This is a genomic window from Alphaproteobacteria bacterium, assembly GCA_018662925.1.
Lineage (GTDB): Bacteria > Pseudomonadota > Alphaproteobacteria > 16-39-46 > JABJFC01 > JABJFC01.
The window spans coordinates 1-24930 of sequence record JABJFC010000020.1; the positions used below are offsets into that span (position 1 = coordinate 1).

General features: G+C 42.2%; 25 protein-coding genes and 1 tRNA gene. 18 read left to right on the forward strand and 8 right to left on the reverse strand.

Annotation, left to right across the window (positions count from 1 at the left end):
• Window positions 1–204 precede the first annotated feature (204 nt).
• Entirely contained in the window at window positions 205–876 is a 672-nt protein-coding gene (locus HOL16_01105) for an alpha/beta hydrolase (GenBank protein ID MBT5389294.1), read from the forward strand.
• Between the two features lie 65 nt (window positions 877–941).
• Here HOL16_01105 and HOL16_01110 read toward each other — a convergent pair whose 3' ends face one another.
• Genes HOL16_01110 through HOL16_01120 form a run of 3 tightly spaced genes read right to left on the reverse strand, consistent with a single transcriptional unit; the run spans window position 942 to window position 2919 of the window.
• Window positions 942–1505, reverse strand: coding sequence for a TetR family transcriptional regulator (locus HOL16_01110; protein MBT5389295.1), 564 nt, complete (start codon window positions 1503–1505; stop codon window positions 942–944).
• 15 nt (window positions 1506–1520) lie between these two features.
• Window positions 1521–2312, reverse strand: coding sequence for a pyrroline-5-carboxylate reductase (locus HOL16_01115; GenBank protein ID MBT5389296.1), 792 nt, complete (start codon window positions 2310–2312; stop codon window positions 1521–1523).
• 28 nt (window positions 2313–2340) lie between these two features.
• Window positions 2341–2919 carry a hypothetical protein gene (locus tag HOL16_01120; protein ID MBT5389297.1) on the reverse strand — a complete coding sequence of 193 codons (579 nt, stop codon included), beginning with the start codon at window positions 2917–2919 and terminating at the stop codon, window positions 2341–2343.
• A 267-nt stretch (window positions 2920–3186) separates the two neighbouring features.
• Between HOL16_01120 and HOL16_01125 the strand changes: the two genes are divergently transcribed.
• The gene (locus tag HOL16_01125) at window positions 3187–3513 is read left to right on the forward strand and encodes a hypothetical protein (GenBank protein ID MBT5389298.1); all 327 of its coding nucleotides are present in this window, start codon (window positions 3187–3189) and stop codon (window positions 3511–3513) included.
• Between the two features lie 77 nt (window positions 3514–3590).
• On the opposite strand, the gene HOL16_01130 is transcribed toward HOL16_01125, so the two are convergent.
• Window positions 3591–3665, reverse strand: a tRNA-Thr gene (locus HOL16_01130).
• Window positions 3666–3783: 118 nt separating this feature from the next.
• Here HOL16_01130 and HOL16_01135 point away from each other — a divergent pair.
• The 6 genes from HOL16_01135 (at window position 3784) to HOL16_01160 (ending at window position 8502) form a co-directional block, all read left to right on the forward strand.
• Window positions 3784–3966: a hypothetical protein gene (locus HOL16_01135; protein ID MBT5389299.1), complete on the forward strand. Its 183-nt coding sequence runs from the start codon at window positions 3784–3786 to the stop codon at window positions 3964–3966.
• Window positions 3967–4035: 69 nt separating this feature from the next.
• Complete coding sequence (locus tag HOL16_01140; protein MBT5389300.1) at window positions 4036–4620, forward strand: dCTP deaminase; 585 nt, start codon at window positions 4036–4038, stop codon at window positions 4618–4620.
• A 13-nt stretch (window positions 4621–4633) separates the two neighbouring features.
• Complete coding sequence (murA, locus tag HOL16_01145) at window positions 4634–5920, forward strand: UDP-N-acetylglucosamine 1-carboxyvinyltransferase (protein MBT5389301.1); 1287 nt, start codon at window positions 4634–4636, stop codon at window positions 5918–5920.
• 6 nt (window positions 5921–5926) lie between these two features.
• The gene (locus HOL16_01150; protein MBT5389302.1) at window positions 5927–6379 is read left to right on the forward strand and encodes a DUF2948 family protein; all 453 of its coding nucleotides are present in this window, start codon (window positions 5927–5929) and stop codon (window positions 6377–6379) included.
• Window positions 6380–6455: 76 nt separating this feature from the next.
• A complete protein-coding gene (locus HOL16_01155; GenBank protein MBT5389303.1) occupies window positions 6456–7238 on the forward strand; it encodes a sporulation protein RMD1 in 783 nt (260 codons plus the stop codon).
• Window positions 7239–7242: 4 nt separating this feature from the next.
• Window positions 7243–8502 (forward strand): CCA tRNA nucleotidyltransferase, encoded by a 1260-nt coding sequence (locus HOL16_01160; protein MBT5389304.1) that lies wholly within the window; start codon window positions 7243–7245, stop codon window positions 8500–8502.
• 839 nt (window positions 8503–9341) lie between these two features.
• On the opposite strand, the gene HOL16_01165 is transcribed toward HOL16_01160, so the two are convergent.
• Window positions 9342–11399, reverse strand: coding sequence for a S9 family peptidase (locus tag HOL16_01165; protein ID MBT5389305.1), 2058 nt, complete (start codon window positions 11397–11399; stop codon window positions 9342–9344).
• A gap of 77 nt (window positions 11400–11476) precedes the next feature.
• Window positions 11477–13096 carry a hypothetical protein gene (locus tag HOL16_01170; protein ID MBT5389306.1) on the reverse strand — a complete coding sequence of 540 codons (1620 nt, stop codon included), beginning with the start codon at window positions 13094–13096 and terminating at the stop codon, window positions 11477–11479.
• Window positions 13097–13367: 271 nt separating this feature from the next.
• Here HOL16_01170 and HOL16_01175 point away from each other — a divergent pair, with 271 nt between their 5' ends.
• Entirely contained in the window at window positions 13368–15140 is a 1773-nt protein-coding gene (locus HOL16_01175) for an ABC transporter ATP-binding protein (GenBank protein ID MBT5389307.1), read from the forward strand.
• 17 nt (window positions 15141–15157) lie between these two features.
• Here HOL16_01175 and HOL16_01180 read toward each other — a convergent pair whose 3' ends face one another.
• The gene (locus HOL16_01180; protein ID MBT5389308.1) at window positions 15158–15937 is read right to left on the reverse strand and encodes an MFS transporter; all 780 of its coding nucleotides are present in this window, start codon (window positions 15935–15937) and stop codon (window positions 15158–15160) included.
• A gap of 717 nt (window positions 15938–16654) precedes the next feature.
• On the opposite strand from HOL16_01180, the gene HOL16_01185 reads away from it, so the two are divergent.
• A complete protein-coding gene (locus HOL16_01185; GenBank protein ID MBT5389309.1) occupies window positions 16655–16918 on the forward strand; it encodes a hypothetical protein in 264 nt (87 codons plus the stop codon).
• 175 nt (window positions 16919–17093) lie between these two features.
• Here HOL16_01185 and HOL16_01190 read toward each other — a convergent pair whose 3' ends face one another.
• Window positions 17094–17717, reverse strand: a complete 624-nt coding sequence (locus tag HOL16_01190) for an NYN domain-containing protein (protein ID MBT5389310.1) — start codon at window positions 17715–17717, stop codon at window positions 17094–17096.
• Between the two features lie 190 nt (window positions 17718–17907).
• On the opposite strand from HOL16_01190, the gene HOL16_01195 reads away from it, so the two are divergent.
• From HOL16_01195 to HOL16_01230, 8 genes are all read left to right on the forward strand, one after another.
• Window positions 17908–18405 (forward strand): DNA-directed RNA polymerase subunit omega, encoded by a 498-nt coding sequence (locus HOL16_01195; GenBank protein ID MBT5389311.1) that lies wholly within the window; start codon window positions 17908–17910, stop codon window positions 18403–18405.
• Window positions 18406–18475: 70 nt separating this feature from the next.
• Complete coding sequence (locus tag HOL16_01200) at window positions 18476–20605, forward strand: bifunctional (p)ppGpp synthetase/guanosine-3',5'-bis(diphosphate) 3'-pyrophosphohydrolase (GenBank protein MBT5389312.1); 2130 nt, start codon at window positions 18476–18478, stop codon at window positions 20603–20605.
• A gap of 20 nt (window positions 20606–20625) precedes the next feature.
• Window positions 20626–21165 (forward strand): DUF2062 domain-containing protein, encoded by a 540-nt coding sequence (locus HOL16_01205; protein MBT5389313.1) that lies wholly within the window; start codon window positions 20626–20628, stop codon window positions 21163–21165.
• Window positions 21162–21584, forward strand: a complete 423-nt coding sequence (locus HOL16_01210; protein MBT5389314.1) for a holo-ACP synthase — start codon at window positions 21162–21164, stop codon at window positions 21582–21584. Before HOL16_01205 ends, HOL16_01210 begins: the two co-directional genes overlap by 4 nt.
• A gap of 5 nt (window positions 21585–21589) precedes the next feature.
• On the forward strand, window positions 21590–22339 hold the full coding sequence (gene lepB / locus HOL16_01215) for a signal peptidase I (GenBank protein MBT5389315.1): 750 nt from the start codon (window positions 21590–21592) through the stop codon (window positions 22337–22339).
• A complete protein-coding gene (rnc, locus tag HOL16_01220; GenBank protein ID MBT5389316.1) occupies window positions 22266–23060 on the forward strand; it encodes a ribonuclease III in 795 nt (264 codons plus the stop codon). Before lepB ends, rnc begins: the two co-directional genes overlap by 74 nt.
• Window positions 23050–23955, forward strand: a complete 906-nt coding sequence (gene era, locus HOL16_01225; GenBank protein ID MBT5389317.1) for a GTPase Era — start codon at window positions 23050–23052, stop codon at window positions 23953–23955. Before rnc ends, era begins: the two co-directional genes overlap by 11 nt.
• Window positions 23956–24921: an endonuclease gene (locus tag HOL16_01230; GenBank protein MBT5389318.1), complete on the forward strand. Its 966-nt coding sequence runs from the start codon at window positions 23956–23958 to the stop codon at window positions 24919–24921.
• Window positions 24922–24930 lie beyond the last annotated feature (9 nt).

Sequence of the window (24930 nt, forward strand, 5' to 3'; positions counted from 1 at the left end):
AAATGATGGTAGTTTCATAATTATATTTCTTAAGAAGGGGTTACGTTTTCACCTAAAGAGTGTAACCCTTTTTCTCTCCTTTTCCAGCTATTTCCTCGCTCTCAGAGCTTTTTTTAATTCTCTATCGCGGATCCTGGGGAAAGGTTTTATACCTGACTAATGAATTTATATATAAGGCCCCTCGATTAATCTAAAGGAAATGGTATGCCAGAGATTCTCATAAACGGACCCGAAGGACGCATTGAAGCCCGTTATTCACTTGCAAAAGATCCCGACGCCCCGGTCGCGTTGGTTCTTCATCCCCACCCACTCCAAGGGGGCACCATGAATAATAAAGTTACATACCTTATGTACCAAGCTTTCCTCGAAAAAGGCTTCACGGTAATGCGTTTCAACTTTCGCGGTATCGGTCGCTCTGAAGGAGAATACGGTGAAGGAGAAGGTGAATTAAGTGATGCCGCATCGGTTTTAGACTGGCTACGGCTTTTTAGACCCAACGCCTCTGAGTTCTGGGTCGGTGGATTTTCCTTTGGTGCCTGGGTTGGCATGCAACTCTTGATGCGTCGCCCTGAGGTAAGAGGATTCATTTCCGTCTCCCCGCCTGCAAACCAATATGACTTTAGTTTTCTAGCGCCTTGCCCTATTTCTGGTACAATCATTCATGGCCAACAGGATGAGGTTGTCCCCCCAGAAATAATTGATAATCTTCTTGAAAAACTGGCCAAACAAAAAGGCATACACGTGGATCAGCGGGTCATTTCTGGGGCCGATCATTTCTTTAAGGATCATATGGACATCTTAAAAGCGAACGTCATAGATTATGTAAGCCAACGCATGGCTACCAACGAAAATCTTAAGATGGTCGTGAACCAGTAGGCATTGCTCTGAGATTTTCCACTTGAACAGATGAATGGGAGTCTTCTCTATAGGCTCTTTAAGAGTCACCCCTTCCAAATTTGTGGAAATAAAGACTCGGCACGCGTCATTTGGGTATCCATAAAGGCCATCGTTTTGGACGTATCTTCAGAATCATCCTCCAGCCAAGTCTTTAAAGAGAGAAAATAGATCGTCCCTAAAGCCTTTATCCGGACCTTTCCGTAACAATCTGAGATTCCAAGGCCAGACGCCTGCAACATCCACTCTAAAGAAGTCATAAACCCAGGTGCCAGTGTTAAGACTGATAGGGGGTCAAACCAAAGATCCTTGTATATGTGCGCAAGTGCATTCTTGTAGGGAAATAAGGCATCTAATCGTGTAAGGGATAGGTCAAACAGCCGTTCCCTGGGCGTAATTCCAGACTCTTCAGACAGTTCTTCGGCCTGTTTGAGAACAAACCGATCCACCTTTTCATTAAGAGCCAGTAAAAAAGCACTCTTTTGTGGAAAGTGTTCATAGACCTCTGCCAAAGGAACTTCTGCCAAATTTGCAATCTCCTGAAAGGACAAATCGGTCCATCCTTCTCTTGCAACCAAGGTAAGTGCTGCATCTAATATCTTGTCTTTCATTAACATGGTCACCCCTCACGCAAGTTCTTGACCTCTTTTTTGGGCCGCTAAAACAGCCCGGGTCATGAGTGCCTTCAAGCCCTCTTCTCCCTTTAGTATATCAAGTGCTGCCGCTGTTGTCCCGCCAGGACTTGTGATTTTCTTTCGCAAGCTCTCAGCAGACTCTCCCATCCCCATAAGGGCTGCACTTCCAATCACTGTCTCTCGTGCCAGTTTTTCGGCTAAGTCTGCTGGGAGACCAGCCTCTTGAGCCGCCTTTTCTATGGCCTCTGTAAGATAAAATACATAGGCCGGGCCGCTTCCAGACACAGCTGTAATGGCATCAAAATGGGATTCCTCTTCAACCCAAGCCACGGCACCAACAGCCTTAAAGAGAGCATCTGCCATCGTCGATTGTTCTCCAGAAACCAATTCATCTTTAAAAAGGACTGTCATCCCCATGCCAATGGAAACAGGCATATTGGGCATCGCTCGAATCATCCTGCAACCATTCCCCAGGCTGTCCTTAAAAGTCTCAACTTTTTTCCCTGCTGCTATGGAAATGAAACACGTCTCTTCACCAGAGAAATTTTTGTATAGAGGCAAGATTTCTGTCAGCACTTGGGGTTTAACTGCAAAAATAATAGTTGTTGGTCGAAAGAAGGTCGGCAAATCATCGGGCTTAGCTATGACCTCTACGTCTTGCCTATCTATAGGATGCGGTGAAATCACATAAATCTGTTCAGAAGAAATGGTTTTCGTCTCCAACCAGCCGCTCAAAAGAGCGCCGCCCATTTCACCACATCCAACTAACAAGATACGGTTCATATCATTCAGCCTCCTTTAATACGGGAAATTATGCGACCCCTGCAGTCTCTAGCATAACACTTTCCATGGCGTCTTCCGGGCACTTTCCTTCTTCAACAAGCAAGACAAATGCTGGATAAAAACGGTCACATTCCTGAAGCGTCAAATTAATGAGATCGCTGAACTGGCCAAAGGTAACTGTCTCCACATCCCTTAATGGAAAAGAATGTCGAAAAATAATGATTTTCTTTTCTTCACAAAGGTCAAAGTGACCAATCCACATATTGTTATGAATAAGAGTCAAAAGTTTGCATAGATTTCCATGGGTTCCCTCATCCATACCGAACTCCAGCCCACACGCCGTATAAATCATGGCCGTTTCATGGTCCCAAATCATAAACACATTATATTCTGCCCAACGCCCTTTCATCTCAATAATAAGTTCATTGGAACTTGCCCGATTAAAACGATGCTCTAAAAGGCGTAAATGGTCTTCGAGATGATCTAATGGATTGAATTCGTGCACTTGTCTTGCTTCTTTTTTCAAAATTTCTCTAGTGTCTTTTCTAACTGATGGCATGACAAGAGGCAAGGAAGTTCTTTTCAAAGAAAGTTCAGATGCAATCAAAGTTTGAGACGTTTTCCAGCATCATAATTCCTCTACGCCTTACAAAGAGCTAATTTTTTATTTGTAATTTTACTAATATTTTAGAATCAATGTATTAATGATATATTAAAATTTTCAGTAAATTTTATTATAGTTTTAGATTATGATCTATATGAATAGTTGATATGTTCAATATTAGTTTGCTTTTTACTTAATTGTGATGCATTTGGAATCTGCACGGTCAGTGGACCCTGCTTGTTTTGGATAAATAATTGAAAGTAATGTTTTATGAAAAAAATTCTATTTTTAGGAGCAACAGCTCTTCTTATTTCAACAGGATATATTCCGGCTTCTTACGCAATGGAAGAAGAATGCGAGGGTCCTGACTATGGTCTAAATAGCTTCCAAGGGTATCAGCATAGGCTAGAAAAAGAGGGCGGTAGCCTATATTATTCTGAGTTGAGAGAAGCAAACCGAGAAGCACTTGAAGCAGACGAAATGCGGAGAAAAGGAAAAATCGCGAGGAAACATCTTACTTTCGAGACTTCCTTAGATACAGGAGTTTCTGATTCAGATGAAAGCTATGTTGATCCTGATGAAGAAATAGTTCATTAGAGATATCTCTAAAAAAAAGTGGGGCCCATTGGGCCTCATTTTTTTGAGAAAGGCGCCATAATATTATGATTTTAAGGTGGTGCCGCCGACGGGGATCGAACCTGTGACCTCACCCTTACCAAGGGTGCGCTCTACCACTGAGCTACGGCGGCAAATGATTAGAAATCCTCGGCACATTGCCATACCAGCAAAATTCTGACAAGAGGGGATTGTAGTTTTTGGATTATAGGGTAAAGTCTACGTGATTATCAATAACTGATAAGGAGACTTATGGCTCTTTTTGCAAAGAATTTATCCAGTCGTCAGCTTCGTGAAGCGTCGGCCCTCCGTGAAAATCTCAAACGTCGCAGGGAACAGCTTCAAGAACGCAGACAATCATCTGAGTCCTCTCAGAACGATGACAATACAGAAAACCAATCATCTGACACCGATCGTACTTCCCTGAGTGCCTAATTCCCTTGCATCATCATTGGACTTTAAGTAGAAGAACTGTATGAATGATTAAGGAAGAGAGAGAATTTTATGCCCATTTTATCAGATAAGTGGATTCGTGAAACGGCCCTAAAGACCAAGATGATTGATCCATTTGTAGATCGTCAGTCAGCAAAGGATATTATTTCATATGGCCTATCTTCATACGGCTATGACGCACGAGTCTCTAACGAATTCAAAATCTTTACCAACGTAAATAGTGACACAATTGATCCGAAGAACTTTTCCCATTCAGGATTTGTCGATAAAGTTGGAGATGAATGCATCATCCCCCCCAACAGTTTTGTTCTAGCACGCACAGTCGAGTACTTTAGAGTTCCGCGAGACGTCCTGGTCATTTGTCTTGGAAAATCAACATATGCACGCTGCGGTATTATTGTGAATGTGACGCCACTGGAACCAGAGTGGGAGGGACACGTTACCTTGGAATTCTCTAACACAACCCCGCTTCCTGCCAAAATATATGCTAATGAAGGGGCCTGTCAGTTTTTGTTCTTAAAGGGCGATGAGGCTTGTCTCACTTCCTATAAAGACAGAGCTGGAAAATACATGGGCCAAACGGGTGTCACGCTCCCCAAACTTATACAGTCTGGCTCTTCAAAGAGCGCTGCCTAAAGGAAAATCATTAATGGATAAAATTCGTATAAGAGGTGGCGTTCCCCTAAAGGGACAAGTCACCATTGGCGGCGCAAAAAATGCAGCCTTACCTCTTATGACAGCCTGTCTCTTAACAGATAAGCCCCTTGTCCTGTCAAACTTACCCCATGTAGCCGATATTGCTACTCTAGCAAATCTGCTGGCACAATTGGGAGTTCAAGTTACACTTGAAGGAGATGAAACAAAAGATGGACACATGGGGCGAGTATTCTCGTTACAGACAAAAGAAATTTCTAACACAACGGCACCCTATGATCTGGTCCGAAAAATGCGAGCTTCCGTCCTCGTTTTAGGCCCACTCCTGGCACGGGAAGGAAGGGCAACTGTCTCACTTCCGGGAGGCTGTGCCATTGGAACCAGACCTGTTGATTTGCATCTCCAAGGATTGGAGGCCATGGGCGCTAAAATTGAACTGGATCAAGGTTATGTCCATGCTACAGCACCCAAAGGGTTGCACGGGAACAGCTACACCTTTCCGGTGGTTTCTGTCGGTGCCACAGAAAACCTTTTGTTGGCAGCTAGCATCGCAAAAGGAGAAACCCAGCTTGTAAATGCAGCAAGAGAACCAGAAATTACTGACCTCGCTAACTGTCTTGTTAAAATGGGCGCCAAGATTGAGGGCATCGGGACAGATACGCTCACAATTCAGGGCGTTGACTCTCTTTCAGGAGCTCAGCACAGTGTTCTGCCTGATCGCATCGAGACTGGAACCTATGCCATTGCTGCGGCCATAACGGGGGGCAGCATCGATATCCTAAATACTGACTCTTCCCTTGTCCCGACATTTTTGTCTAAGCTTGAAGAAACTGGAGCCAAGATTACTCACTTACCCAATGGATTCAATGTTGCGGGAGAAAAAGGGAAACTACAGGGCGTTAACATCACAACAGAGCCATTCCCAGGCTATGCCACAGATTTACAAGCCCAGATGATGGCTATGATGACCATCGCAAATGGGGCCTCTCTCATCACTGAAACCATCTTTGAGAATCGCTTCATGCATGTCCCCGAGCTCATGCGTATGGGAGCAGACATCTCTCTCAAGGGGTCCTCTGCCATGGTAAAAGGAGTCCCTGAATTAAAGGGAGCAGAACTCATGGCAACCGACCTCCGAGCATCTGTTTCACTGGTTCTTGCTGCCCTTGCTGCCCAAGGTGAAAGTACTATCAATCGCGTTTACCATATTGACCGAGGATACGAATACGTAGAGTCTAAACTTAGATCATGTGGAGCTCAGATAGAACGTATTCGGGAGTAGTAGCCTTTGGTAAAAAGAAAAAAAGACGACGAAGATATAAAACTGCATCTTAAGATTAAAGATAATAAGGACTTAGAAGTCATATCTGCGCTGTTACAAGACGCTATTGTTCCCGTTTTGGGCATAATCTTTTCACCAAAGAAAAAAGCCTTTTCCTTAATTCTGCAACGTTTTCGTTGGGAAAAAACTCAGGAAACGGAGACGAAAAACTTTGTTTTTGAGCGCACTTATTGTCACCTATATTTCGATCACGTAGAGAAGGTTCAAAGAAAAGGCTTCCAAGCGTTTCCAATTAATCATCATTTGAATTTTTTATCCCTTCAGCTGGATAAAAAGGACATTCTCCTGCTATTTTCAGGCGGAAATACTATCAAAATTAAGATTGGTAACATCTCTGGGTATTTGACGGATCACGAAGACTTAGGCTGGCCTACATTTTCCCTACCGTCCCATGAATAGTTTCTATTTTCCGAGAAGAATTGAAAATATCTTCGAAGTTCGTTAGGCTTGAGGAAAGGAAAAACAGGGAAATCCCATGCGCTGTACTGCATACTGCACGGCAAACTCATACAAGATCTCACAAATGCACCGAGATTGGAAAGAAAAGCATAAGGTTACTTTCTTTCGGGAAGTGATTCATCTTCCACTATCTGGAGGTGATGTTTACTGTTTTGCTTTTGGAAGTGTGGTTTTTTGGAATCTATCAAAAACAGATGAAGAAAAATTCTTAGAAAAGATTTCTAAGTATGCCGAAGGCTCTATAAAAGAATTTGAAACCGATATTTTCACCTTTAGTTACGGCAAAAAAAATGAAATTCACCTGGATACAATCGTCCTCGCCGATACGAAATCTATTTTAGCTAAACTGGCAATTTCATACGGGATTGCTCAGTCGTCCAAGCTTTCTGTCTTTGAACAAAGAACTGAGCAAACCATTCAAAAAACTGAGTACATTCCACAATCGCTCGAAAAAACTGGAAAAATTCCCCTGTCGCGCCGAAAAATTTCTCAGATGATTGGGCGTTTGATGATTGAAAGAAATATGGTCAATCTCCACAGCAATATCTTGGACACTCCCGATTTCTTTTGGGAACAGCCAAAATTTGAGCCCCTTTATCAGATGACCATCCATGATCAAGATATTACTGATCGCATAGAAATTCTGAACAAGCGACTAGATATTATGCGTGATTTGTTTGGGCTTCTTGGAAATGAGATTAACCATAGTCACGCCTCTACCCTAGAGTGGATCATTATTATTCTTATTTTCATTGAAGTCCTTCTGACACTTACATTCGAACTATTTTTGAAATTATAGAACTATGATTCCTTCTAAAATCTCTCATGCCCACTGGCAAGAATCACACGAATTGAAGCAAATAATTGACGTTTTAATCGATAAATCCGGACCAGCACGGTTTGTTGGAGGATGTGTTCGCGATACGTTGCTTGGAATTTCTGTAACCGATACTGATATTGCAACCCCCCTTGACCCTGAAATGGTTATGGAACGACTCAAGGGAACTGATTTCAGAGTGGTCCCCACTGGTCTCAAACACGGGACCGTTAGCGTATATTTCCATGGAGAGTGCTGCGAAATAACAACCCTGAGACGAGATGTAGAAACCTTTGGTCGCCATGCCCGCGTTGAATTTACCGATGATTGGCTCCAAGATGCCAAACGAAGGGATTTTACAATCAATGCGCTATATGCGGACTTTGACGGAAATATTTTTGATCCCATCGGGGGACTTCAAGATCTTAAGGCCGGTAGAATCCGTTTTGTGGGGGATCCAGAAAAGCGTTTGGAAGAAGACATTCTTCGCCTCTTACGACTTTTTCGTTTCCAGGCCTATTATGGTAAAAGCCCCCTGAACCCAGAGACCCTCCGTATATGTGAAAAGTATACGGCAAAACTTGAAATGCTTTCTGGAGAAAGAATCGCGAAGGAAATCTTTCGCACCCTTAAAGCGCCAAATCCAGCGCCTATTTTTCAGCTTATGTTGACCCACAAAATCCTAGATCATATTTTCAATCTGCGCCCTGATACGACGCTATTAGAATCTCTCTGCAAAATCGAAAGAAAACTTGTCCCCTCACAAGAGGATGCTTTACGGCGTTTTGCCTCTATAATTATGGACAGAAACAGCGCCAAGGCGGCTTCCGATCGATTAAAGCTCTCCAACCGGGACAAGAGGAGACTCTTTGCCATGTCCTCTCCTTACCATGACTATCCCGAAAATTTTGATCCCAAACAGGAAAGATACTTTATGTATCAAGTTAGTGCTCAATACTATCAAGATCTCATGATTCTCCACGCCGCCACTGATGTGTTAGAAAGGAAAAAATCTCTAAAGGATGCCATTGCCCTTTGTCAAAAACGCCTTGATGCCTCTCAGAAATGGGAAACAGAGCTTGTATTTCCCCTCAAAGGGCAGGACCTCCTTGACGCGGGCATGAAACCTGGCCCTAAAATCAAAAGAGTCCTAAATCTCCTTGAAGAGTATTGGCAAGAACACGATTTCAAGCCAAGTAAACAAGAATGTTTGGAGCATTTTAAGAAGATGAGTGTAGAAAGTTAACGATATACTACTTCCTAAAATTCCTATTTTTGAAATCGAGAATCTAAAGTTAAACTGTCCTCAAAGGCGCCTGGACTGCATATCTTTGTTTCCTAGCTGGCATAACCTGCTCGATGTGTGAAAAGCCATATTTCAGCCATGGTTAGGATTTTTTGCAAAAAAAAGCCGGGTAATAAAACCCGGCTAAGTTTACAGGGAGGCTATTACGTCTGGGAGACGTAACGGGCTATTTAAAGCCCTACCAGACTTTGCGTCTGGATATTGATATATATGACATACTATATCGATATAGTCAACATAAAAATCGGGACATCAGGTTATGCATTTTTTATATATCTAGATAGCTTTTCATTAAAAACTTAAAAAGCCTTTGAACACACTGAGAATATTGTATAGAGTCATTCCCTCGTAGATTTAAAAAAAACCGGGCACAAGGCCCGGTCGAAGTTTTACAGGGAGGCTTTACGTCTGGGAGACGTAAAGGGCTACTTAAAGCCCGTCGAACTCGTAAGCTCGACATAAATTTACTCTAAGCAAAATTCCGTCCTATTTCTACTATAATTTAGCCATATGAGGTTTGCGTTTTGCGCATAGCTTATTTGGCAAGTCATCTTAGATTTAAGTCTTTGATAGAAAATGACAATATTATCTATGCAAAAAAACGAGCACGAAATCGGTCTAGATCTAACTGGAAGGCTTTATCTCTGGGAGACCTATGGGGCCCATTAAAGCCTCTCGAACAATGCTCGGAATTAGTTGATTTTAGGGCATATTATATCAAAAATGGCAAAGGTAGTTCCACAAACTTTAATCCCAGGCTTTCGTAGTGCACTGATAGCCTAAGAGGACTGAGTTTGGTTAAATACCGATAAAACAAAGCAAAATTCTCTTGCCTTCTCTTGAAGGCTCTTAAATCTGCCCGAAAAACCCCCGTGGCCACTTTCCATATTCGTATCCAATAAAACCAGATTTCCGCTTGTATTCTGTTCTCTAAGCTTTGCTACCCACTTGGAAGGCTCCCAGTAAGTGACTCTAGGATCATTAAGTCCCGATAATGCCAGTATATTTGGGTATCCCTTAGGCTGGATATTGTCATAGGGTGAATAGGAGAGCATATACTCAAAGTAATTTTTCTTGTTCGGATTCCCCCATTCGTCATACTCAAGAGTCGTAAGGGGAAGGGTGTCGTCAAGCATTGTATTAACCATATCAACAAAGGGAACGCCCGCTATGGCTGCTTTAAACAATTCCGGCCTCATATTAAGGGTCGCCCCAATAAGCAAGCCTCCAGCGCTTCTCCCAGCAATAGCGATATTTCCTTTGGCCGTATACTTTTCCTTAATAAGATGTTCCGCCGTGGCGATGAAATCATAAAAAGTATTTTTTTTCTTTAAAAACTTTCCATCTTCATACCATTGCCTTCCCAATTCGGATCCGCCCCTGATATGGGCAACGGCATATATGAATCCCCGATCAATGAGGCTAAAAATATCACTTTCAAACCAATCAGATAGGGTTATGCCATAGGATCCATAGCCATATAGATAGCACGGAGCCGTTCCATCTCGTTTCGTTCCCTTGCGATATAGAAGAGAAACGGGCACCTTGACCCCATCATGACTTGTCACAAAAATGTGCTCACTTACGTAATGATCAGACGAAAACGTAGGAATTACCTTTCTTTTCAAGGACTCAAGCTTTCTCTGTTCCACGTGATACGCATATGTCGTGGGCGGTGTCAAAAGCGATGAATAGGAAATCCGATACACGCACGACTCATAAGTTGGATTAATGTCCGGCCCAACTGCATATGAGGAATCCGGAAATTGGACGTAATGCTCTTTGCCATTGCCAAACTCAATAACCCTCACCCTTGGAATTCCCTTTTGTCGTTCAAAGACAATCAGATACTCTTTGAATACATCCAAACCCCTTAGATAAACCTCACGAGACTCTCGTAAAAACTCTTCCCAATCTCCCTCATGCAAATTTTTAATGGGAACCTTCATCACTTTAAAATTCAACGCATTTTCATTGGTTAAGATATAAAAATAGTCACCCCAATGATAAATACTGTACTCGACACCCTGACTCCTTTTTTTAACCGTTTGAAGAGTCGGTGATACTTCCTGAGTTTCAAAAAAAGAAATTTCGCTAGTGATTGCCCCATGCAACTCTAGAAAAATGAATCTTTCGCTCCTTGATTTGGAGAGACCCAGGAAAAACTCTTCATCCTTTTCTTGATAGATAAGGGCATCTGAATCAACATTCCCCCCAAGAACATGCTGGAAAGCACAATCCGGACGATGGAGTTCATTTAACTTGGTATAGTAAACAATTTCGTCCGATACCCATTCAAATGAAGTAGAGGCATCTCTAATCACATCGGTCAAATCCTCGCCAGACTCTAAATCCTTGAAATATATAGTATAATGCTCATCTCCCGAGGTATCTAAAGAATAGGCTAAAATTCTGTGGTTCGGACTCATCTCAAACACGCCTACTTTTACATATTCGTGCTTTTTCCCTATTGTATTAACATCCAAGAGTATCTCTTCCTGTGCCTCTAGAGAGCCTCTCTTGCGGCAATAAATTGTATACTCTTTTCCCGCCTCTTGACGCGTATAATAAAAATAGTCCCCCCACTTAAAGGGTGCCGATTCATCATCTTCCTTGATACGGCCCTTCATTTCCTGGAAAAGCTTTTTTTCTAGTTCTTTATGAGAACTTAAAACTTCCTCAGTATAGTCATTTTCCTTTTTCAAATGTTCGATGACCTCTGGATTATCCCTGTTTCTGAACCAGAAATAATCATCTAAGAGTTTGTGTTCATGTATCTTTGTCTCATGAGGTTCCTTCCTCATCACAGGAGGTTGTAGCATTTTCTTGAAAGTCATGTATTTTGTCCGCGTCAGATTTCAGATATAGAATCCTACCAACGCTAGCCTAAAAGGTACAGATCAAAAAAGAGTCTCTAACTGCGTCCACGCCGAATTCTCTCTTGATGAACATGATGTCGATTCTCATTGTCGTTTGAACGTGTTTCCCTAATTTCAGTACTTCTAAGAAATTCTATGTCTTCATCTGTAAACAGCAATTCCTTTTTCGCCTTGCGATTTTCTTTCCTTATTTTCGACATTTTCTTGAGTTGACCCTGAATCAACTTACGTTTTTTAGAAACTGCGCTTTTGAAAATCTGCTTTTGCTGAGCAATTTTTTTCCTCTCCATATTTTTTCTTTTTGCTATATGTTTTTTATCTGCTTTCAACTTCGATGAAATCTTTTGCCTCATAATTTTCTTTTGATTCGCTAGCTTTTTTGCTGCAGCCTTCTTGTTCTTTGCAAGTCGAACTTTGTCTGTCTTTTTCTCCTTGGCAAGCTGCCTACTCGCCTTCTTGGCCTCCCGCGCTATCCGTTTTTTATCTGCTTTCTGCTCCCTGGAAAGCTTTCTTTCGTCAGCTTTCTCTGTCGCTATCCGTTTTTCATCAGCTCTGGTCTTCTTAGCTAGTTTTTTTGCTGCTGCTTTTTCTTTGGCTATGCGCTTTTCCTCAACCTTTTTCTCTTGGGCAAGTTTTCTTGCCGCTGCTTTTTCTCTCGCTATACGATTTTTTTCTGCCTTTTTCTCTTGGGCCAATTTTCTCGCTGCCGCTTTTTTCTCCTTAGCTATGCGATTTTTTTCCGCCTTCTTCTCCTGAGCAAGCTTTCTAGCCGCCGCTTTCTTCTCCTTGGCTAGGCGCTGTTCTTCTGCTTTTTTCTCTCTAGAAAGTTTTCTGGCTTCCTCCCTCTTTTCCTTGGCTATGCGCTGTTCTTCTACCTTTATCTGTTTAGCCAGTTTTCTTTCAGCTTCTTTTGCCTCTCTTGCTAAGCGCTTTTCCGCCGCTTTCTCCTTGGAAATTTTCTTTTCTAATTCTCTTTTCACTTCTACTAAACGATTTTCTTCAGCACGTTTCTCCTGAGCAAGCTTCTGCGATGCTTCATCTTTTTCTTGAGCCAAACGGTCGACTTCTGCTTGCTCTCTAGCAAGTTTCTCCTCTGCCTCTTTCTTCTGTCTGGACAGACTCTCTATTTTTTCTTGTTCCTGGGCAAGCTTCTCCTGAGCTTTTTCCTGCTCTTCAGCAAGTTTATCAGTTTCGCTTTTATCTGTATCACTCTCATCCTTCTTCTTTTCAACAATCTGCTTTTCAGTTGCTTTCCCGGAAACGAGCCCAGAAGGCTGAATGCTAATTTTCTGCCCTTTTTCCTCAAATGTTTCATTTCTTCGAGAATAGCTTGTCACATTCTTCAATTTTTCTTTTTCTTTCAGTGAGTCCCACGCACTTTCCGAAATATAGGTGACGGCAGCATCCAACTCACCAGCATCCAAATCTCCTGCATTTCCGATATAACGGATTTGCTTTACGCCTTGAGCTATAAAGGGTCTTATTTGCCCTTTGTTACCGGGGTTCTGCAAACTGCCAATTCCTGGAACTTTCTTTTGAGAGTGTACATAAGCAGTCTTCTCGTTAATCCCTGTTTCAGCAACAGAAACATGAGACAAAAACAGGACAATGCCTAAGCATAGTCCCAAACTGACCAACCACCTATAAATGCTCATCTCCCCGCCCCTAAATTGTTCATACTCTCCTATTGTATCAGAATTCAAAATGAAAATGAAAATATATATGTTTTTTTCTTGCTAAATATTTTTAAAGAATATATTCTGAGGAGCTTTATTATTTAGAGGCTAAAATGATCCGATAATCTTTCTGTCACTCTGGCTATCACTTTGATGAGGCCATTTTGATCTTCTAAAAAAACATTGATTAAATTCGATGCTGGGGATTTTTGTCTCAAAATTCTACAACTTTTTATTTGGAAACGACACAATGCTACCGAAGAAACTATCTTCTTTCTTATGGCACTTTATTAAACGCCAAAGGATTGGTTTTGCAGCCATGGCTCTTTTGGCCCCAGTTTGGGGATTGGAACAAACGATCTATTCTTATGTCTTAAAGACAATAGTAGATACGCTTTCACAGTTTTCTGGCCCCAAGGAGTCCGTTTTCGCTTCCCTGAGCGCTCCCCTTTGGCTTGGTTTTACAACCTACATAACCCTGGAACTGTGTTTTAGATCTTACGGCTTCATTACAACTTATGTGATTCCCAAGTTCAGAAAATCCATTCGGAAAGAAATGTTTACGTATGTAGAGCAACACTCTCATCGTTACTTTTCTGATACGTTTGCTGGAAGCATCTCCAACAAGATAAATGACATGACCCGCAGCAGTGGACTCATTATTAAAGACATACTGGAAGTTTTTGCCCCAATTCTCCTCGCCACCGCATTTTCCATTGCATTGCTCATTCCTATTAGCCTGTGGCTTGCGAGTATTTTAGCAATCTGGTTTTCTATACATCTTGGGGTTTGTTATTTCTTTTCAAGAAAATGTGCCTCCTATTCAAAAGTACATTCTGAGTCTCAGAGCACCCTGCAAGGAAAGATAGTAGACAGCATTTCTAATATTCTAAATGTACGTCTGTTTTCACATCATCCTTTTGAAGGGCGCTACTTAAATAACTTCTTAACTGACGAAGCACAGAAACTTCATCGAGAGATGCAATTTATGGAGAAAGTAAAGCTCCTGCTCGGCATCCTAAGTCTTATAGAATATGCAGCCATCATTTCTACCACTATATATTTGTGGCAAATTGATGCCATTACCATTGGCGATTTCATTCTGATTATTGGAATCACCCAGAATATTCTTCACTTAGCCTGGTATATGGGATTGGAATTTCCTTACTTTTTCCAGGAGCTTGGTGTCGCTACCCAAGCCTTGTCTATTATTACCCCTCCCCATGAAATACTAGATGCGCGAGGTGCCCCAGACTTAAATATGACCTCAGGCAAAATAAAGTTTGATCAAGTCACATTTTCATACAGTCCTAAACTCACCCTCTTTAAAGACCTGTCGCTTACAATTGGAGACGGGGAAAAAATTGGGCTTGTGGGATTTTCTGGCAGCGGGAAGAGTACATTTGTAAATCTTATGCTTAGAAATTTTGACATCGATTCTGGTAGCATCCTTATTAATGGCCAAAATATTGCAAAAGTGACTCAATCCTCTCTCAGAGCACAAATCGCAATGATTCCGCAAGATTCATTACTCTTTCATCGATCCTTGTGGGAGAATATTCGCTATGGGAAACTGAGTGCAACTGATCAAGATGTCATCGCTGCTGCTAAGCAGGCACATTGTCATGAGTTTATCCTGGAAATGCCCGAACAGTACGATTCGCTTGTGGGTGAGCGTGGCATTAAGTTATCTGGGGGGCAGCGCCAACGGATTGCTATTGCTCGAGCTATTTTAAAGGATGCTCCTATTCTTATTTTGGATGAGGCTACCTCAGCATTGGACACGATCGTAGAGCGTAAAATCCAAGAAAGCTTGGAAAGTCTTATGGAAAATCGTACCACAATCGTTATTGCCCACAGACTTTCGACTCTTTTGGGGATGGATCGCATCTTTGTTTTTGATCAAGGGCAGATCATTCAAGAAGGGACCCATGGAGAATTAATAGACCGTGAAGGACTCTACAAACAGCTCTGGGAAATGCAAATCTCAGGCCAACGACTGAACGATCAAGTGGTTGCTTGATCGCAATTCATACCCAATCAAGCTCTTTTGATCACCAGCATCAAAGAGGGAATAAATATGGCAAACGTCGCAACCATAGAAGCCCACACATACCATGCACTCCCGAAGCTTGAGATCCCATAACCAATAATAAGCGGTGCTAGAACTGCTCCAAACTTCCCAAGCATCCCATAGCCTGCCATAATTTCCGGAAGATCATCGGCAGACGCCTTCTGGCTTAAATACGCAAGTCCAAGGGTAAAACATGTACGTATGCATCCTCCCCATACAAATGACAAAACCCATACACTCCAGTGATACTCCATCAGGAATAGAAGCAAAACCAGGACTCCTAATAAGGAGGCTATTGTGAGAGATTTTATCATTCCTATTTTGTCACCCAAGATCCCAAAAAATAGCGGCATGAAAGTAGCCCCAATAAAGGCTAAACTAAAAACGACGGAGGCTTCCCCCTGTGAAAACCGGTAAAAATGCTCAATAAAAATGACGAAGAAGTTTCTAAACCCGCCTTGATCCAAGCCAATTCCACATGAGATCATGGCAATAAAGGGAAAAAGAAATAGGATTCCAAAAACACTTTTTTTCTCAATTTTTAATGTTCTATCCCTTTTGCCACGAATATCCACAATCAGATACCTGGAAAGAAATATTGAGACTAAAAGTATTAAACATCCCAAGCCAATAGCATATAAAGTGCCCTTTCCCACTAAGTCCACCCCTGCAGCACCTAATGATGCCCCTCCTGCTGCAAAGACGCTGGACAATGCGAAGGCTCTCCCTTTTGCTGTTTTATCCACTATAAAAGCAATGAGAAGATTTGCTCCATTGACTAGGTAAGCACTGCTTACACCCAAAAAAATCCAAACAGCAAAGGAAACCTACGGGAACGTTGAGAAAAGGAAAGAGCAGAAACGAGACAATCATCAGCAAGAGTGAGACCAGAAATATCAGCTTAATATGAATATTTCTAAATGTTCTAGGAACAAAGTAGGAAGCAATAACGAAAGAAAGCCATAAAGTCGCAGCATCTATTCCTATAAAAAGCGAACTAAACCCATGACTTTCAAAATCAAACGTCACAAACGTAATTGAAAAAAAAGTGGCCATAAAAGCCAAACCATAAATAAGGCAAACGATGAGAAAAACTTTCTTTTCAATTACCCCTTTTAGCACATTCTCATATAGTGACATTTTTCCTCCAAGCCGTATCTTGGTTTTCCAACCTTTTTTCTCTGGGAATTATAAAGAAAAATATCCGACCGAGATAGCCCTTTCGAAAAACGTCAAAATATTAGAATAAGATTAAAAAAACTTGGCTCATCTTGAAACTATTTAAATCTAATATTCAGTGAGTTGTATCCGACGAAAGAAAAAAAATTCACAAAGAATCAATAATAACTACTTGTATAAAAAAAATATTTCTATTTTTCAAAACAGTTTTATGAATGAATTGGTATAATGTTACTGTGGAAGTGTTTATTTGAAAAAGAAAGCATTGCCTTTGGGGGAAGAAGATGACTGATTCCAATCATATTTTTCAGAACTATCATCTGACAACGGTTGAGATCACCTACTATTTACCAGATCATCCTTCCGTATTACAAACTTTTCTCTGGCAAGCGTACGATCAAGCGCCTACCTTTCCTCGGCTTAAAAATTTTCTAGACTACTGGTCCCATTCCATCGATGGGAAACTTCATTCTATCTCCCTGGCACACTTGCAGAGGATCGACTCCCGCGGCGCAAGGCACGTGGATTACTTGGATACACTCCATTAGAAGCCGACACATTTCATCAGAAATGTGCTCTGCCTAGAAGACACGCAACAAAAATCTCTCAGAGGAAACCTCCCCTCACACAAAACTGTCTCCGTATCCTTTAATGAACGAGCCAAAGGAGCAGGACTCAGAGGAGTTCTAAAAAGAAACAGGATTCAGAAGAATACTAGGTACGTTAGGCAGCCTCTTCCTTGAGAGCCTTGGGCTTGATAACCTTTGTAGACGCCACTTCTTCAATACTCTTATCGAGATCAGACTCCGCTCCAGTACCTCCCTCACGAGATATGTATGGAATGATATCTTTCAGATCAATAAAGTTATCTGCCTGCCTACGCAATTCATCAGAAATCATTGGTGGACTTGTCCGAATGGTACTTACAACAGTGGTTCGAACGCCTTTTTTCTGGGCAGCTTCTAGAACACACCTAAAATCTCCATCTCCGGAAAATAAAACAGCATGATCAATACGATCTGAAAGCTCCATCATATCGATTGCGAGCTCTATATCTGTATTCCCTTTCACGCGGCGCCTTCCTGCTGAGTCTGTAAACTCCTTGAGTGGCTTTGTCACCATGGTATATCCATTATAATCAAGCCAGTCCACAAGGGGACGAATTGGTGAGTATTCTTGATCATCAATTAGAGCTGTATAATAGAAGGCTCTGACCAATAACCCCTTCTCGGCGAAGAATGATAACAACTTCTTATAGTCGATATCAAACTCCAAAACTTTTGCAGCTGTGTGTAGATTCGGCCCGTCAATAAAAAGAGCGAGGCGTTCCTGCTTATAAAAAATCATATTTTTGACCTCTCAAGTACATGTAATTTCTTACATAAATTTTCTAAATTAACAAAATGTAGTAGTCATTATATCACCACCACCCCCTGTGTTTTGAGGATTTTTCCCCTACCATGAAGCAAATTCTTGCGTTCTTGGATCAACCCCACTATAGTCACAAATTATCAACCGTCAATGAGGATTTTTTTAAATGGCACGCGTTACCGTCGAAGATTGTGTTGTTCTAGTACCAAACAGATTTGATTTAGTCTTGCTCGCAGCCCAGAGAACAAGGGAAATTGCAGGAGGATCTCCTTTAACAGTAGATCGTGACAATGATAAAAATCCGGTTGTATCTTTGCGAGAAATTGCAGATAAAACCGTCCCATTGGAAAAATTGGATGAGGGATTGATCAAGTCTTTGCAGAAACATGTAGAGCCCGATATTATCGACGAAGATGTCGAAGAAGAAATTGCAGCAACTCAAGACTGGGTGAAAAATCCTGAGAGTTCTACAATGTCAGAAGAAATTTCAGAAGATGAGCTTTCTATTGAAAGTGATACACAGCTAGCGGCTCAATCGGAGGAAGCTCAGGCATCTACTTCGGAAGAAGAAACAGGCGTCACCTTAGAAACTGAAGACACTACCATTGAAAAAGAAGAAGAACTCGCTCATGATGAACCTATGGAGAAAGTTAAAGCAGAGTAGCTCTTTCAGATATAGGTTGTATTTATAGGTGCACTGCTTTTAACATGTGAAAAGGGGTGCCCCAAAGCGGATGAATCAGCAAACTGAATTGATCGAGAAAGTAAGGTCCTATGATCCAAATGTAGATGAGGATCTGATTCGGCGTGCGTACGATTTTGCTCAAAAAGTCCACGGAACTCAAAAGCGCGATTCCGGAGAGAATTATTTTTCACATCCCTTAGAAGTTGCAAATATCCTTACTAGATGGAAATTGGACGCAGCCACAATCGCCACAGCACTACTCCATGACACTATTGAAGACACTGTCGCCACGTTCAGCGAGATAGAAGCTCTATTTGGAAAGGAGGTCGCCTATCTTGTGGACGGCGTGACAAAACTGTCTCGAATAGAATTGCAATCTGATAAGACAAAACAGGCCGAAAATTTTAGAAAGCTTGTGCTTGCAATGTCCAAGGACATTCGCGTCCTCCTCGTAAAACTTGCAGATCGCCTCCATAATATGAGGACCTTGCATCACAGAAAATCGGAAGCAAAAAGAAAACGCACGTCTCTTGAAACAATGGAAATATATGCTCCCCTTGCAGAACGCATCGGAATGCATGAGATGAAGAATGAACTGGAAGATCTAGCTTTTGCCGAATTAAATCCAGAAGGCCGAGCCTCCATTTTAAGCAGATTCGAATTTCTGAGGAAAATCGGGGAAGATATCGTCGGAACTATTCTCCAGGGACTACAAGATGCCTTGATAAAGGGAGGCATTCACGCATCCATATCCGGTAGAGAAAAAACAACCTATTCCATCTGGCGTAAAATGCAGCGCAAGAATGTGGAGTTTGAGCAGCTTTCAGACGTCATGGCCTTTCGGATTGTTTTAGATACGATCCCTGAATGTTACCAAGCACTGGGCATCATCCATAGTACTTACCTCGTTGTTCCAGCTCGATTCAAAGATTATATCAGCACTCCAAAGCCCAATGGCTACCGTTCCTTACATACCACCGTAATTGTTCCGGACAACCAACGTATTGAGATTCAAATTCGCACCTACGAGATGCACGAAGTAGCAGAGTTGGGTGTGGCAGCACACTGGCAATACAAACAAGAAGTAACCGACACAAAAACAGGAGGCCAGTACAGGTGGCTAAGGGGCCTATTGGATATATTGGAAAGTGCTTCTGGTCCCGAAGAATTTCTTGAACACACAAAGCTAGAAATGTTTCAGGATCAGGTCTTTTGCTTTACCCCTCAGGGAGATCTGATTACCCTTCCCAAAGGAGCAACGCCAGTCGACTTTGCCTACGCGGTGCACTCAGAGATCGGAAATACTTGCACCAGTGTTAAGATCAACGGTCGACTTATGCCTCTCCGAACAGAGCTTACCAATGGCGATCAGGTAGAAATTATCACCTCCAAGAATCACATCCCCTCTCCTACGTGGGAACGTTTTGTGGTCACAGGAAAAGCCCGCGCTCACATTCGACGATTTATCCGAGCCAAACAAAAAGTTCAATACTTCGACCTAGGTCGTGCTCTATTACATAAAACTTTTAAAGATTTCGGAATTAGCTTTTCAGACAAAATGCTAGAAAAGGCCCCTGAAGCCCTTAATCTAGAATCTGTAGAAGAATTGTTGATTCAAGTAGGAGAAGGCCAGCTATCCAGCAGTGAAGTTATCCATGTTATCTTCCCAGAGAAAAAACTCAAAGAAATGCACACTGAAACAGAAAATACCGTGCCCGTTTCACAAGCAGACACCTCAATTCCCATAAAGGGACTACTTCCAGGCATGGCACTTCACTACGCTTCTTGTTGTCACCCCATTCCTGGAGACCGCATCGTTGGCATCGCAACAACCGGAAGCGGTGTAACAATTCATACGACCGACTGTGAAACCTTGGAAAATTTTGAAGATGAGCCTGAGCGGTGGATTGATGTCGTCTGGAATGAAAATATGACTGCGGAAGAACCACACGCTGCCCGCGTAAAAGTGACGCTGATAAATGAAAGTGGTAGCCTAGGAAAACTTGCAACCGTTATAGGCAAAAATGGTTCTAACATTCTGAATCTTAAAATTGTCCAACGCAATACTGAATTCTTTGATTTGTTCTTGGATATAGAAGTGAAAGACCTGGCACATCTCACAAACATTATTGCGGCACTCAGAGCGATTGAGCTTGTAAACTCTGTGGAACGAGTTTAAAGAGGCCAAAAGGATTTTACATGTTTCAGACGAGAACGCCCAAAACCCTACTTGAAAAGGCAAAGGGTTATATTTGGCCTAAAATAGGTTGGAAGAGAGCAACAAAGTACGTGTGGTTACGAATCGTACGAACACAAGGCTCTCCCTATTTCGTTGCCGTGGGGCTTGCGACTGGAACAGCCATTTCCTTCACTCCTTTTTTAGGAGTGCAGATTATTGTTGCTCTTATTTTGACCCGGGCTGTGAGAGGCAGCATTACCACTGCCCTTTTGGGGACCCTGTTCGGCAATCCGTGGACATTTCCTTTTATTTGGGTCGCTACGTACAAAATGGGGCTATTATTTTTAGGGCGTCCCTCTGTTTTAGATGTGCAAAATCTGAATATGGCTATGCTGTGGGAAAATTCATGGAGTGTTTTCTTTCCCATGCTTATCGGCAGTATTCCGTGTACAATTGCAGCATGGATTTTGGTTTTCTTCGTAACACGCCACTACGTAAGGCACTTTCATTCCATAAAAAAAGAAAAACAACGCACCAAACAAAAAAGGGTTAATTCATGATATTAGGTATCGGAAGCGATCTTGTCGATATCGACAGAATTTCTAACTTACTTGAAAAGTATGAGGCTCCCTTTTTGAAAAGGGTCTTCACAAAAGACGAGCAAATCCTCTCTGAAAGAAGAAAAACCCGTGCGGCAAGCTATGGAAAACGCTTTGCGGCAAAAGAAGCCTGCGCAAAAGCCTTGGGAACAGGTTTTCGGAATGGACTGCAATGGACTGACATGGAAGTTGTTCGCACCAAGACAGGAAAACCCACCATACGCCTACATGGCATTGCAGAAGAGTTATTGGCAAAAAAAATTCCTGCAGGAAAAATCCCACAAATTGATGTAAGTTTGAGTGATGAGGGTTCTATTGCTCTTGCTTTTGTGGTTATATCGTGCCAGGAAAAGCTAATTGAAGACGTGAGGGAATTGTAAAAAGTATGACGACCGAAAATAAAAAGACCACTACACTTTGGGAAAATGTAAAAACGATACTCATTGCTATCCTTATAGCCGTTGCCATAAGGACATTCGCGTTTGAACCTTTTACTATTCCATCGGGCTCTATGATCCCTACCCTTCTTATTGGGGATTATCTTTTTGTCTCGAAATATTCTTACGGATATAGTCGATATTCTTTCCCATTTGGAATTGGCCCCTTCTCGGGACGTGTTTTCTTTGAACCTCCGAAAAGAGGAGAGGTCGCCGTCTTCAAATTTCCAAAGAACACTTCTGAAAACTGGATCAAACGTATCATTGGCCTTCCCGGAGATAAGATTCAAATCGTAAATAGCGTTTTAAATATTAATGGTGAACCCGTAAAATTAGAACGCATTGAAGATTTTATGCACGACACTGACTCCGGTGAAAAAGTCCCCGTTCCCCAGTACATTGAAACACTTCCCAATGGCGTTTCTCATCGAATCATCAAAGTACACGTAAAGGAAGAAGATAGTGAATGGGAAAATAGCCCTGAGTACATCATTCCTGAAGGTCACTACTTTATGATGGGAGATAATCGCGATGAGTCGGGAGACAGTCGGGTAAGATGGCGCCTTGGCGATGTTCCCATCGTTAATTTTGTCGGAAAAGCGGAAATTATCTTTTTCTCTACGGATGCAAAGTGGTGGCAAATATGGAAATGGCCCTCAGGCATCCGCACATCCAGACTCTTCGAAAAAATTGGCTAACGGAAGCGGAGAGATGGATCAGGGCCTTACTCAATCTGAGCGAAAAGAGCTCGAGAAAGATTTAGGTTACAAATTTAAGAACGTGCCCTTAATAACAACGGTATTGGTTCACCCAAGCGTCCTTAAAAAATCGACCTATTCAAATTTTGAAAGATGTGAGTTTTTGGGAGATAGAGTGTTGTCTCTAACAATTGCAGAGCTTCTTTATAAAGCTTTTCCAACCGATAGCGAGGGAGATCTTGCCCACCGCCTTGCTGAGTTGGTAAAAAGACTCACATTAGTCAACGTGGCCCAAGCATTTGGTCTTGGGCGTTATATCCATTGTGGGAATCAAGTGCTTGATGCAACCACCCCCTTCTCGAGAACAATCCTGGCAGACTCATGCGAGGCTCTTATTGGCGCATTGTTTCTAGACGGAGGCCTTGAGGCTGCACAAAATTTCATCAAGAAACAGTGGAAAGAGCATATAGCATCATCAGGAGAAGCACCTCCAAAGGATCCTAAATCTGCCCTTCAGGAATGGTTGCAGGGACGTGGCTTTTCTCTGCCAGAATACAAAGTACTTACTATTGAAGGCTCAGACCACATCCCCGAATTTCGTGTTGAAGCCATCGGGCCAAAAGAAACATCTGCCATTGGAAAAGGCCTTTCAAAAAGGGAAGCAGAACGGATTGCAGCTGAGAAACTTTTGGAAACACTGAAAGAGGCGCATGGAAAATAAACCTAAAAAATGTGCTTTCATTGCTCTTATAGGTCTTCCTAACTCTGGAAAGTCGACCCTTCTAAATCACATCTTGGGATCCAAGGTTTCCATCGTAACCCATAAGCCTCAGACAACCCGATTTCGCATTATGGGAATCAGCATCCTTCAGCAAACGCAGCTTGTTTTTATGGATACACCCGGTATTTTTGAACCAACAAAGCGCCTTGATCGCGCCATGGTCCACTCCGCTTGGACAACAGCTTTAGACGCAGACGAAATCGTCCTCTTGGTGGATTCACAAAAACCTATCTCGAACTTATTAATGAATGTCATAGAAAAAGTAGGCCAAGCTGGGAAAAAAGTGATTGTTGCTCTCAACAAAATTGACCTGGTTAAAAAGGAAGTTCTTTTAGAACTCTCACAAAAATTATACGCCACAGAAATGGTTGAAAAGGTCTTTATGATCTCCGCATTAAAAGGAAAAGGCACCGAGGATCTTTTATCTGAGCTTTCAGGTCTGGCGCCCAAAGGCCCCTGGCATTTCCCCGAGGATCAACTTTCCAGCTTGCCCGAACGCTTAATGGCTTCTGAAATAACCCGAGAAAAACTTTTTCTACATCTTCATCAAGAACTCCCCTATGCCCTTACCGTTGAAACGGAAACTTGGGAAGTTTTTGATAACGGCAACATAAAAATCAAGCAAACCATATATGTCGAGCGCGACTCCCAACGTGCCATCATCCTAGGGAAAAAGGGAACAAAGATTAAACAGGTGGGAGAGTTAGCCCGTCGAGAACTCGAGCATTTGTTGGACAAAAAAATCCATCTTTTTCTCTTCGTCAAAGTAGACAAGAAATGGCAAGATCGTCCTGATCATTATAGAGCGATGGGACTGGAATATGAGAGCCAATAAATGATTCGACTGGCAACTTTTAATATTGAAAATTTGAGTTTAGGAGGCAAAAACGAGCCTCCACTTTCCAATCGACTTGATATATTGCGACCCCAGTTGCAACGCCTACAGGCCGATATCCTGTGTCTCCAAGAAATTAACGCCTCCTCTAAAAAAGAGGGCCGTGGCTTAGAAGCTTTGGATCTTCTCCTACACGATACTGACTACCAAAACTATCACCGTACGGAAAGCCGGTCGACAAAGGGGCCTACTGACAAGCATAATTTAGTCATCTTGAGCCGTTTTCCATTTGAACAGAAGGAACAGTATCATAATGATTTAGTCTCTCCCCCACAATTTTCACCAACGAATACAGTGGGAAATGGCGAAGGCTCATCGGAAATCATTTGGGATCGTCCCTTTATTTATGGACGCATTCCCATTGAGAATGGAAAAACCCTCCACATTATCAATCTCCATTTAAGAGCGCCACGTGCCTCTCATATTGCAGGACAAAAAGTTAAAGCTTCTACATGGAAAACAGTGCCTGCCTGGGCAGAAGGTTATTTTATTTCCTCTATCAAGCGCGCAGGTCAAGCCCTTGAAGCCCGTCTCCTTATTGATAAAATACTCGATGAAGACACCCACGCCTTGATAGCCGTCTGTGGAGACTTTAACGCAGATGAATATGAAGTGCCAACGCGCCTTCTTCGTGCAGACGACTCAGATACGGGAAATGGCGAACTGGCTTATCGCTCACTTGTGGGCTTAGAACACTCTATTCCATCAGTACAACGATACTCAGTCATCCATCAAGGACGGCGACAAATGCTGGACCATATTTTAGTCACTCGCCCCCTTTTAGGACATTTTGATCATGTAGAAATTCATAATGAAAGCCTAGGAGATGAAATTTTTGGGGAACGAAACGTGTACGATTCCCCAGATTCTTATCATGCCCCCCTCTTGGGAAATTTCAACTTATAGAGACTGCAT